This window comes from Rhodoferax sp. (assembly GCF_030646845.1).
GTDB lineage: Bacteria > Pseudomonadota > Gammaproteobacteria > Burkholderiales > Burkholderiaceae_C > Rhodoferax.
The window spans coordinates 53,705-65,890 of the sequence record NZ_JAUSLE010000084.1 but is presented as its reverse complement, the minus strand read 5'-3'; the positions used below and the strand labels follow the sequence as shown (position 1 = coordinate 65,890).

8 protein-coding genes are annotated in these 12,186 nt (G+C 58.4%); 3 read left to right on the top strand and 5 right to left on the bottom strand.

Annotated features, from left to right (window positions below; genetic code table 11):
• Positions 1-1,632 (top strand): OB-fold nucleic acid binding domain-containing protein (locus Q7T10_RS20055; protein WP_304751554.1); only part of this gene is annotated, 1,632 nt, incomplete at its 5' end.
• A 14-nt stretch (positions 1,633-1,646) separates the two neighbouring features.
• Here Q7T10_RS20055 and Q7T10_RS20050 read toward each other — a convergent pair.
• The 3 genes from Q7T10_RS20050 to cysD are packed head-to-tail and all read right to left on the bottom strand — an operon-like array spanning position 1,647 to position 5,129.
• Positions 1,647-2,237: a lysophospholipid acyltransferase family protein gene (locus tag Q7T10_RS20050; protein ID WP_304751553.1), complete on the bottom strand. Its 591-nt coding sequence runs from the start codon at positions 2,235-2,237 to the stop codon at positions 1,647-1,649.
• A gap of 7 nt (positions 2,238-2,244) precedes the next feature.
• Entirely contained in the window at positions 2,245-4,203 is a 1,959-nt protein-coding gene (gene cysN / locus Q7T10_RS20045) for a sulfate adenylyltransferase subunit CysN (RefSeq protein WP_304751551.1), read from the bottom strand.
• Positions 4,203-5,129, bottom strand: coding sequence for a sulfate adenylyltransferase subunit CysD (cysD, locus tag Q7T10_RS20040; RefSeq protein WP_304751562.1), 927 nt, complete (start codon positions 5,127-5,129; stop codon positions 4,203-4,205). Before cysD ends, cysN begins: the two co-directional genes overlap by 1 nt.
• A gap of 614 nt (positions 5,130-5,743) precedes the next feature.
• On the opposite strand from cysD, the gene cysQ reads away from it, so the two are divergent.
• The gene (gene cysQ, locus Q7T10_RS20035) at positions 5,744-6,580 is read left to right on the top strand and encodes a 3'(2'),5'-bisphosphate nucleotidase CysQ (RefSeq protein WP_304751549.1); all 837 of its coding nucleotides are present in this window, start codon (positions 5,744-5,746) and stop codon (positions 6,578-6,580) included.
• 82 nt (positions 6,581-6,662) lie between these two features.
• On the top strand, positions 6,663-9,449 hold the full coding sequence (prsT, locus tag Q7T10_RS20030; protein ID WP_304751547.1) for an XrtA/PEP-CTERM system TPR-repeat protein PrsT: 2,787 nt from the start codon (positions 6,663-6,665) through the stop codon (positions 9,447-9,449).
• 25 nt (positions 9,450-9,474) lie between these two features.
• Here prsT and Q7T10_RS20025 read toward each other — a convergent pair whose 3' ends face one another.
• Positions 9,475-11,070 (bottom strand): tetratricopeptide repeat-containing sulfotransferase family protein, encoded by a 1,596-nt coding sequence (locus Q7T10_RS20025; protein WP_304751546.1) that lies wholly within the window; start codon positions 11,068-11,070, stop codon positions 9,475-9,477.
• A 188-nt stretch (positions 11,071-11,258) separates the two neighbouring features.
• Positions 11,259-12,062 (bottom strand): PEP-CTERM sorting domain-containing protein, encoded by an 804-nt coding sequence (locus tag Q7T10_RS20020; RefSeq protein ID WP_304751544.1) that lies wholly within the window; start codon positions 12,060-12,062, stop codon positions 11,259-11,261.
• Positions 12,063-12,186: the final 124 nt, after the last annotated feature.

Sequence of the window (12,186 nt, the reverse complement as noted above, 5' to 3'; positions counted from 1 at the left end):
TTTGTGCTGACGCAGGGCAAGCTCACGCGCCTTGTGCCGGTGGAAAACGCCGCCATGCCGGATCGCTCCATCATCCAGTGGGACAAGGACGACCTGGACGCCATGGGCCTGCTCAAGGTCGATGTGCTGGCCCTGGGCATGCTCAGCGCCATTCGCCGTTGTCTGGACCTGATCAGCGCGCAGCGCGGCACCCCCTTCCGGATGCAGGACATTCCTTCGGAAGACCCGGCTACCTACGACATGATCTGCAAGGCCGACACCGTGGGCGTGTTCCAGATTGAGAGCCGCGCGCAGATGAGCATGCTGCCGCGCCTGCAGCCACGCTGTTTTTACGACCTGGTGATCGAAGTGGCCATCGTGCGCCCCGGCCCGATTCAGGGTGGCATGGTGCACCCCTACCTCAAGCGCCGGCAGGGCCTGGAGCCGGTGGACTACCCCGGCGAGGGGCTGCGCACCGCGCTGGAGCGCACGCTGGGTGTGCCGATCTTCCAGGAGCAGGTGATGCAGATCGCCATGCTGGCGGCTGGTTTCAGCGCGGGGGAGGCCGACAGCCTGCGCCGCTCCATGGCGGCCTGGAAGCGCAAGGGCGGGGTGCACAAGTTCTACGAGCGCATGGTGGGTGGCATGGTCGAGCGGGGCTACACGCAGGAGTTTGCCGACAACATCTTCAGGCAGATCGAAGGCTTTGGTGAATATGGCTTCCCCGAAAGCCACGCCGCCAGTTTTGCGCTGATCACCTATGTCAGCTGCTGGCTCAAACACCACGAACCCGCCTGTTTTCTGGCGGCCATGCTCAACAGCCAGCCGCTGGGCTTTTATGCGCCTTCACAGCTGGTGCAGGACGCACGCCGGCACGCTGTGGCGGTCCGCGCCGTGGACGTGACCCATAGCGATTGGGATTGCACGCTGGAGCAACACGCCGTCCGCCTGGGCCTGCGCATGGTTGCTGGTCTGCACCAGACAGCCGCTCAACGCATTGCCGCCGCGCGAGCCAATGCACCGTTCACCAGCACCGAAGACCTGGCCCTGCGCGCCGGGCTGGATCAGGGCGATCTCAAAGCCCTGGCCGCGGCCGATGCACTCTCCAGTCTGTCCGGCCACCGCCGCCAGCAGGTATGGGACGCCAGTGCCCTCAAGGCTGCACCGCCCTTGCTGCGCGCCGTCCCGGTGCAAGAAGATTTATTGACACTACCGGCCGCGACGGAAGGCGAAGAAGTGGTCTTCGATTACGCCGCGCTCGGCTTGACTTTGCGCTCCCACCCCCTGTCCCTCTTGCGCGGGCAGCTATCAAAAATGAAGCTGCTCACGGCCGCCCAGCTGCGTGATCTGCCCAGCGGGCGGCTGGTCAGGGCCTGCGGCCTCGTCACCATGCGCCAGCAACCGCAAACCGCCAAGGGCGTGGTCTTCGTTACCTTGGAGGATGAAACCGGTCAGGTCAATGTGATTGTGTGGAAGAGCCTGCGCGAACGCCAGCGCACGGCGCTGCTCAAGTCACGCCTGCTGGCGGTCTATGGCGTGTGGCAGCGGGATGCAGAGACCGGTGGCGAGGTACGCCACCTGATTGCCGGGCACCTGAAAGACCTGACGCCGATGCTGGGCGGACTGGCGACGCAAAGCCGGGATTTCCACTGACAACTCAGGCACCGTTACCCGGCGTGAAACTGGTCGGCATTCTTGCCCGTGAAGGGCGCATAGAAGGACTTGATCGCCGCCATGTCGGCCTCAACGTTGCCTGTGGGCAGGAAGACCGGCCCCAGTCCACTGATCTTTTTCTCGTAATCCATGTAGGCCATCACGATCGGCACCTGTGCGGCCAAAGCGATGTAATAGAAACCGGTCTTCCAGTACCGTGTCTTGCCGCGTGTCCCCTCCGGCGGCACGATGAGTTGCAGCGGACCATCCGCGGCCTTGATGGCCTCCGCCGACGCTGCGACCAGGTTGTTGGACTTCTCCCGCTCTACCGGTATGCCGCCCAGCCACATCATCAGACCGCGAACGGGCGGCTTGAACAACTGTTCCTTGCCCATCCAGTAAACATTGAGCCGCAGGGCGAACGCCACCATCAGGGTATAGGGCAGGTCCCAGTTGCTGGTGTGAGGAGCGGCGATCAGCACGCACTTGCGGCCATCGGGCGGCAGGCTGCCTTCCACCTTCCAGCCGGTGAGCTTCAAAAAGCTCACCGAGAAGGCGCGCAGCAGGGTGTTGACGATGGGGGTGTCGAATATGGTGTGGTGCATGGGTTGTTCAAACAGATGAGTCATCCGATTTCGGCTGCTCATGGGGCAGGATAACGCCCAGAATTTTTTTGACAGCCATACCAGATGGCAGATTCGCATTATTCAGTTCAATGTCGGGGTGCTCCGGGGCTTCGTACGGACTATTCAAGCCGGTCATATTCGGAAGTAGTCCGCTGCGGGCTTTCTTGTAGAGACCCTTGACGTCGCGCGCCTCACACACTTCCAGCGGCGTACTCACATACACCTCCAGGAAATTCTCCGGGCCGATGAGTTCCCTGGCCATTTCACGTTCTCTGCGAAAAGGCGAGATGAAGGCCGTCATCACAACCAGTCCCGCATCCATCATCAGCTTGGCCACCTCGGCAATACGACGGATGTTTTCCACGCGGTCGGCATCGGTGAAGCCCAGGTCCTTGTTCAGCCCCTGGCGCACGTTATCGCCATCCAGGATGTAGGTGCGGTGCCCTTGGGAATGGAGTTCGATTTCCAGCGCGTTGGCAATCGTGGATTTGCCGGAGCCCGACAGCCCGGTGAACCAGATGACCCGACCCTGGTGGCCGTTGAGCCTCTCGCGGTCGGACCGGGCAATTGACAGCGCCTGCCTGTGCACGTTTTGCGCGCGCCGCAGACTGTGGCGAACCATGCCCGCTGCGACCGTGGCGTGGCTGAAACGGTCAACCAGAATGAAGCTGCCGAGTGTTCTGGCGTTCTGGTAGCTGTCAAACACCAGTGGCTTGCTGGTGGCGAAGTTGCAGACGCTGATGTCATTGAGTTCCAGGTGTTTGCTGGCCTCGTGCGCCAGGGAGTTGACGTTCACACGGTGCTTGATGCTGGTTACCGAGGCCGATGCCCACTGCGTGGCCAGCTTGATGTCGTAACTGCGGCCAATGAGCCCGGCCTCTTCGCTCATCCACACGACGGTCGCTTCAAACTGGTCGGTGGTTTCCAGCGGATTCTGGCCAAGGGAAAGAATATCGCCGCGTGACGCATCGACTTCCCTGCTCAGCCGCAGGGTAACGGCATCGCCCGCGACAGCTTGCGTGAGCAATCCGTCCATGGTGACGATCTCGGCGACCGTGGTGGTCTGGCCAGAGCTTGTCACGCGAATTTCATCACCCACCTTGATGGTGCCCTGCGCCACACTGCCGCTCAAACCACGGAACGACGAGTCCGGCCGATTGACCCACTGGACCGGGAACACCATGCTGTCTGAACCTTGTGGTTTGACCTTGATGGTTTCCAGGTAGCCCATCAAGGTTGGTCCTGAATACCAGGGTGTGTTTCCCGACAGCTGCGTGATGTTGTCACCTTTGAGGGCACTGAGCGGGATGGCGGTGATGTCGTCAAAGCCGAAGGTCTGCGCGAACTGCTGAAATGACTGCTGGATGCGCTGGAAGACGGCAGGGTCGAAGCGCACCAGGTCCATCTTGTTGACAGCCAGGACCACGTGGCGAATGCCCATCAGTGAGACCAGGTAGGCATGGCGGCGGGTCTGCGTGAGGATGCCCTGGCGGGCATCGATCAGCAGTACCGCCAGCGAAGCCGTCGATGCGCCTGTGACCATGTTCCGCGTGTATTGCTCGTGGCCGGGGGTATCCGCGACGATGAACTTGCGCCTGTTCGTGGCGAAGTAGCGGTAGGCCACATCAATGGTGATGCCCTGTTCCCGCTCCGCCGCGAGGCCATCCACCAACAGGGCGAAGTCGATATCGTCGCCTTGCGTCCCGTATTTCCTTGACTCGGTCTGGAGGGTTTCCATCTGGTCGTCGAACAGCTGCTTTGATTCCCACAAGAGCCGCCCGATCAAGGTGCTTTTGCCATCGTCCACGCTGCCGCAGGTGATGAAGCGCAACAAGTCCTGGTTCTGCTGTTGCCGCAGAAATGCGTCAAAAGTCGAGGGCGGGATTTCCGCTGGCCTTGGAGCCGCTTGACCTTTGATGATGGAGGCTCCGGCTTTGCGTGACATCAGAAATAGCCCTCCTGCTTTTTCTTTTCCATGCTGGCCGCGGCGTCTGCATCAATGGCGCGTCCCTTGCGCTCCGAGCTGCGGGCGTTGATCAATTCCAGAAGGATGTCTGGCAATGATTCGGCATCCGACGCCATGGCCCCGGTAAGCGGGTAGCAGCCAAGGGTGCGAAACCGCACTTTCTTTGCCTGGATGACCTCGCCAGGAAGCAGGCGCATGCGGGCGTCGTCAACCATCAGCGTCATGCCGTCACGCACGACCACCGGGCGTTCCCTGGCAAAGTACAGCGGCACCACGGGGATGTTTTCCTGGAGGATGTACTGCCAGATGTCGAGTTCGGTCCAGTTGGACAGCGGAAAGACCCGGATGCTCTCGCCTTTGTTTTTTCGCGTGTTGTAGAGGTTCCAGAGCTCCGGGCGCTGGTTCTTCGGGTCCCACTGGTGGGTGGGGGTGCGAAAGGAAAAAATCCGCTCCTTGGCGCGGGATTTTTCCTCGTCGCGCCGGGCACCGCCAAAGACAACATCGAATCTGTATTTGTCCAGAGCCTGCTTGAGGCCTTCCGTCTTGGTGATGTCGGTATGCAGCGCCGAACCGTGATCGAAGGGATTGATGTCATTCGCAATCGCGTGCGGGTTGATGTGTACCAGCAAATCCATGCCGCTCTCACGCGCCATGTGGTCGCGAAAGAGGTACATCTCCTGAAATTTCCAGCGCGTGTCCACATGCAACAGCGGGAACGGCGGCGGTCCGGGGTAGAAGGCTTTGCGCGCCAGGTGCAGCATGACCGAGCTGTCTTTGCCCACGGAATAGAGCATGACGGGGTTGCCTGCCTCGGCAATGGCTTCGCGAAAAATGTGGATGCTCTCGGCTTCAAGGTGTTTCAGATGGGGCGTGCTGGTTCGCGTTGGAGCAGGTGGGCGTTGCAGGTGCTCGAGATTGAGCACCGGTGAGTAGCTCAACTGGCCCAAAGTGACTTGCGCGGGCATTGGCGCCCGGCGCAGCAGGGTGACCAGACGACCATGCGGGAAGATGGCGATGTCCTTGCCGATGTGATGCTGCAGATTTTGCAGTGCCGTCATGACGACCGCCTGGCTGGCAGCGGTTTCTTCAAGGGGTAGCCAGTAACGTGCGCCCCGGGCATCGTTGGCATGCAGGCAGTCACGGCCGCCCGGCATTTCACAGAGTTGGGCGAACAGCACCAGTCTGCGTTTGCCGCGGGCTTGCTCGATTTCCCAGTTCAGCACTGCTGGACTCGGTTGGCGCCCGAATTCGTCTTCCAGATGTTCCGGTCGCAGTTCGGTCGGAAGAATGGCACACTCATGCAACCGCCGCTCAGCCGTGCGTTTGGTGTCGGCTTGGCCTATGCTGTTGAGATGCTGGAAAGCGCGCTCGGTATCCCAAACCGTGGGCGCATCGAGTCCGAGGAGATTGGTGTTGGGCATGCAAACTCTTTTGTCGCAATTTGTTTAATGGCTAATTTAGTTCATATATTTCAAAGTGGCAATGACATAAATCTCAAAATTCGGATTGAATAAACGTTATGCGACAAATCAACCTGACTTCCAGTCTGGCAACCCAAGTGCTGGACATAGCCCGTGGCGCCGGTGCCGTGATCATGGCTGTCTACGAAGACATGCGTAGCGGCGGTGCGGGTGCCAAAGAAGTGCTGGTGACCTACAAAACCGATGACAGTCCGCTCACGCGGGCCGATCTGCTGGCGCACCAGCACATTTCGCAAAGACTCGCGGCATTGACGCCGGACATTCCGGTGGTTTCCGAAGAGGATGAACAGTCCCAGAAATATCGGCAACCCATCGGCGACTTCTGGCTGATTGACCCCCTGGATGGCACCAAGGAATTCCTGGCACAGAACGGGGAGTTCACGGTGAACATTGCTTTGGTCCGGGATGGCAAGGCCGTGCTGGGTGTGGTGGTGGCGCCGGCTCTCGGGCAGGCCTATTGGGGAGCGCAAGGGCTGGGTGCTTTTCGTGAGTTGGACGGACGAGTGGAGTCAATTCGGGTGGGCGATCCAGTTGGGGCCAATCAGCCGCTGCGCGTAGTCGCCAGCAAAAGCCATATGAATACGGAAACCATTGAGTTCATTGACCGGTTGAGTCCCCATGAGCTGGTGCAGGCAGGCAGTTCCCTGAAGTTCTGTCGCGTCGCTGAAGGAGCTGCCGATGTGTACCCGCGTCTTGGGCCGACATGCGAGTGGGACACGGCCGCGGCCCAGGCGATCGTGGAGGCCGCCGGCGGCCATGTATTGAAGGTGGATGGCACGCCGTTGCGCTATGGCAAGCCGGATGTATTCAATCCGCATTTTGTCGCGTCAAGCGCGCTACTGCCTGACCTACACTCATTCACAGGGTTCGCGTGAAATCCGACCGATTTCGCCAGATTGGCGAGTGGTATGCTGAAGAATCGTGTTCGTCCACGTCTAGCCAATTGGAGCATTCTTGATGGCCATGCAAACTATTTCCAAGGCATTCCCGCGCAAAATTTGCCGCTTTCGCAACGCGATCATTGTCACGGCCATGGCATCCTTCATGGCAGGGTGCGGCCAGGACTCGCTCGTAGCTGGCAACGAGTACATGAAAAAAGGGGAATATCCCTCTGCCGTGATTGAGTTCAAGAATGCAGTCCAGGCCAAGCCTGATTCGATTGAAGCCCGCCTGGCATTGGCAGATGCTCTGGATCGGACATATGACACCGTCGGCGCTGAACAACATCTCCGCAAAGTCGTCAGCGCAGGTGGCGATGCCGACTCTTTGCTGCCCCGTATTGCCCTGTTAATGCTCGACCGGAACGAGCTGGGCAAGATCATTAATGAATTCAAGGATCGTCGCCTGAAGTCGCCCGAAGCCGATAGCAATCTTCGCGCTGTCGTCGCCGTCGCCTACATGGGTCAGAAGCAAAACGCCCTTGCCGAAGAGCAGTTAAAGAATGTATCAGCAAAAACTGCTTCCGTCATGCTGGCAAGGGCCCAGTCGCTGCTCGGTCAAGACAAAAAAGAGCAAGCTTTGGCAGCTCTGGATAGCTCGCTGGCAGAGCCGAATTCCCCGTGGTGGGTGCTTCGAGGTCTAAGCCGTATCCATGAGTCAAACGGCAATCGCGAACAGGCATTTCAATTCATGACTCGGGCCTATGAGGCTGTACCCTGGCATCGTGGCGTAATGGGGGAATATGGTGAGTTCCTCGTCGGGGTGGGGAAGCTGGATCAGGCGATTGTTATCAGAGACCGGCTCAAGAAACTGGCACCCGCCTTCTACATGACGCACTATGTCGATGCGCTCGTTCTGTCCCGTCAAGGCCGTTCGGAGGAGAGCCTTGCGGCAGCCCTTAAGACTCTCGCTGTCGCTCCAGAGCATCTGCCAGCAACCTTGATGGTCGCTTCTGCAGAACTGCAGAAAGGCGATGTCATGATGGCCGACCGGCGGCTGAAAAAGATCGCTCCGAAATACCCTTTTTCTGTACCCACTCTCCAGTTGCTGGCTGAAGCGCAACTCCGACTGGGCAAGGCCACCGATGCCGCTGACGCAATTGGGCGGGGACTCAGCGTGGCGCCGACCAATGCACGGCTGCTCTCCCTGCGGGCGGAAAGCGAAGTCATGCGCGGCGCAATAAAAGAGGCTACAGCCACCTTGGAACAGCTCAGCGCGAACGATCCTGCCAATGCGTCATATCTGCTGCGCCTCAGTGAGCTGCGCGCACGCGCAGGCAACAAGGATGGGGCAAAAAAACTCCTCGACCAAGCGACTGAAGCCGGTAAAGACAATCCGGCAATCCGCGACCGGATCATTGCCATCTCTTTGGGTATGGGGGACGTCGCGCGAGTTCGCCAACTGGCGGACCATGCGATGAAAACCCGTCCCCATGATCCCCAGTCTCGCCTGACTCTGGCTGCCACCCTGGGGGTGGAGAAAGACAATGCCGGGGCTTGGCGCGAGACCTTGGCTGCCCTGGATATCCAGCCTGCTTTCCAACCCGCCTTGACCGCTCTGACCATGATGGCGAGAGAACCCAAGCAGCGCGAGGAACTGGTCGTACGTTACGAGAAGGCGGTCCAGGTAAAACCATCCAGCGCCCAGACCTATCTCGAATACGCCCGATTGCTGCAGGAAACACAAAACGATCGAGCCAGCATAACTGCGCTGCTGGAGAAGGGGGTAAGGTCTTTGCCCACGTCCACCGCATTGCGTGAAGCTCTCGCGCAAGAGCATTTCCGTGCTGGCAAACCAGATGCGGCGCTCAGCGTTGCGCAGGCCGGCGCGTCTGCCAACAATGCATCCCCCGATGCAACAGCTCTGCTCGCCACCATCTACGAACGAGTTGGCGAAACTCAATTGGCCACCGAAACTTATCGAAAGCTCGCCGCCAACTATCCGCAGCGCGCGGACTGGAGACTCAGGCTGGCAGAACTGGAGTTGGGTGCCGACCGAAAGAAAGAAGCTACCACCATCCTTCGTTCACTGATCGCCGACCGCCCGTTCGATCCCCAGCCATACGTCACATTGGCCCACCTTACCAGGCCGGACAATCTGCAAGAAGCATTCTCCATCGCCAGGGAACTCGGTGAAAAGGAACCCAATAAACTGACGGCCATGCTCCTGGAGGGCGACTTGCTCGCTCTAGCCGGGCAATCGGACGCGGCCCTCAAGCAATTCGCCAAAGCCGCAAAGGCTGGCGCCGTGCCTGCGGCGCTGCTGCGCAATGTTCAGATTCTCGATCGAACCAAGCGTAGCCAAGCCGCTGAGCAGGAATTGGCCGATGCCTTGCGCAAGTATCCTGAGGACCCGACGGTGATGGGTTTTGCAGCACAACGCATCCGAGCGCAGGGGAATCCCGGAAAAGCAGTTGAACTCCTGCAAAAGATCGCCGATAAGAATCCGCGTAATCCTGTCGTACTGAACGATCTTGCATGGGCTCAGATTGAGGCAAAACAAGCCGATGCCCTAAAGAATGCGACCAGGGCGGCCGAACTCGCGCCAGGCAGCCCAGAAGTGCTGGATACCCTGGGCATGGCCCAAGCACTGGCAGGCAAGCAAACTGAAGCGATTGCCACCTTGCGTACGGCGGTCAACCTTGCACCGAAGGTGCCGACAACCAGGTTTCATCTCGCCGAGTTGTATATTGCGTCAGGCAACCGCAAGGAGGCTGGTAATCTGATTCAGGCCATGGACCGAAAGAAACTCGGAACCAAAGATCAGGAAACCCTTGCCCGGCTCAGTAGTGGCCTCGGTGGTTAGGCGTCAAACCCTGACGCTTGCAGACTTAAGAAAAATGGTAGTTGAATGCGCGAATGTAAGGCGCCAAGACGCCATTGATTGGCGCAAAGTCTGATTCAAAACACCGCCACTTGGCTACTGACGAAGCGTATAGCGGCTGGGTCACTTGGGAGCGACTGGGGGTGGCGATAAATTTTCGTGCCGCGCTTTTGTGAAAATCGACAACCGCTGCGTCCCATGTGATCCCCAGAAAATCGAAGACCTTTCGATAAGTCTGCTCGAAATCCGAGACCACGTCTTCGTAGCGGAATTCGATGAACTGCAGTGTCATCTGCTGTTTGATGTACATCCACCACTCCATCACCTCGGCATAGAATTTCGCCGTTCCCTCCCAACTCAAAAGCTGGACGGTGGTTGGTGTCGGGACCATGAGTTGCATGAAACAACTTAGGCAAACATCGCGTGGGTCCCGCATCACAAAAACGACCTTGGCATCAGGAAATACACAGTTGATCAGGCCAAGGTCCACCGTATTCATGGTGAACTTGTCGACAAAAAGCCGCTGTTCAATGGCATCCCCAAACCGCTCACGCACCCTTTTCCAGTAGAACTCCCGCAGATGTAGCACGCCAGGCAGGTCAAGACGGCTTAGCTTCTCTGCTGTGCTGATATTGGATCGGTCCCGTTCATGCAATTCGCGCTTCATGGCCGAGACAAAATCTATCTCGTCGGCAACGAATACATCGGGATGCGCATCCAGCACCTCCTGGGTCAAGGTGGTCCCGGAGCGCATGAAGCCGAGGACGAAATTCGGTGCAGGTTGATCCAGTGGGAATTCAGTACCGGCCCAGCGACTCAGGAGTTGACGGTCAAATCCGGCTCGGTTCGCCTTGAGCATGTTCGGGATGAGGCTCGCATCCTGCTGTGCATACTCCGGCAAGGAGCGTGATAAATTGCCAGAAGCGTGCAGATGCGAAAAAACCTGACAATACACCCCAAGTTTGTCGAGCACTCGTGCCAATTCCTTGTGCGCCCGGAATGCTTCCCTGGCATTCGGCTGCGTGGCGAGAACTCTCTGAAGACGCTCCCGCGCCACCTCACTTTTCCCAGCATCGGCTTCCAGGCTTCCCTGGAAAACCTGCATCATGTTGTTCTCAGGGGAGAGTTTTAGAGCCTGTTCTCCCGCTACAAGTGCTTCGGCCTTCTGATTCAGCTGGGCAAAGGTAACCGCAAGTAGCTGATACCCGCGAAACTCATGAGGGTTAATCTGAACTGCCGCACTGAGGAGCTCCAGGGCGCCGGGAAAATCGCTCCAATGCTGCAATTGGCCCGCAACTTCCAGAACCAGGTTGATATTCCCGGTTTCGCGGGCGTCTTTCAGGAGACCTCGACCGGCCTCACGCAGATGGGCAATGCCCTCATCGCGCCGCCCGATGCTACTCAGGGATTGCCCGAGCCAAGCCTGGGTTTGAGCGTCATCCGGATGTTCTTGGCATGCTTTCTCAAACCATTTCGCGGCTTCAGCGAAATTGCGAGCTTTGACAGCGGCTTGGGCGCGCGCCAAGGGGCTGGTCCCAGGAGCAACTGCAGACGTATGGCTGACTGAGACAGTGGCATAACCGCGCGGTGCGAAACTGGTCATATTCAATGGATCAATTGAGTATCTTGAAAACTCGCAGACGCCACCAATTCAAGGGCCGAATGCGGTAACGACGAAAGTCCATTTGCTAGCCGGAGGGAGAATCCAAAGACCTCGGCAGCGCCTCGACGTGATTCTACATATGCAAAAAAGCGGCCCGCAGGCCGCCTTTCAGCATCGAACAGATCTCGTCAGACGCTCTTGCGACGACGGGAGGCAGCCAGACCAGCCAAACCGAGGCCAAGCAACGCCACAGATGTGGGTTCCGGAACATTATTGGTAGGATCAGGAATATTGGCACCGAAACCATCGAGGTAGACATAACCAAAGTGGCCGGTCGGCTGGCAATCCGCTGCAATCACCGACAAGGTAAAGGTATGACCAGATAGAGCAGCGCTGATATTCAACTGCTCGATTTGCCAAGCCGCGGTGTAGTAGTTGCCACCCGAGAAAGTGAATTTCGTAGGATCCACGCCGCCAGATGTGGCGTTATAGGTGCGGGTGATCAGGTCGATTCCGTCCGTATCGTCGCGCAGATTTAGCTTCATGGTCGCAGCCGTGTCTGCGGTGTGGGCGGCCTCAAGCACGGCCTTCCATGCGAAGAAAATTGTAGGATCGGTATAGTTCGCGACGGTCTGACTGATGGCAGACGCGTAACCACCGTTGCTCGTGTTTTCCACACGATAGGAGTAACGACCGCCATAGACGGTGGTACCCAGAGCCGCGCCGACATTGGGATCAACGTAGGCTGAGGTGTTGTCGATGATGGCAGAATTGCTGTTGGCAGCGTTATAGTGGAGACCGCCCGGTAGCCAGGCAGCCGGAGTGAGCGCACTATTGGACACGCCCGAACGCGAAGAGATGGACGCGTTACCCCCCCCCGCGAGCCAACCATTGATATTGCCATCTTCGAAACTGCCGTTCACAAACGAAGCGGCAAATGCAGGAGATGCCAAAAGCGTTGCAATGGCCATCCCGATTGCTGTTTTTTTCATACTGATTCTCCTAAAGTGAGTGTCTGAAGCCTGCTAATAGCGCCAATCGCCAACCGCGATGCAATATAAGCACATACTGTGCCATCTCAATTGAAAGCGTGTAAGCAATTGTTTTATATGGGGT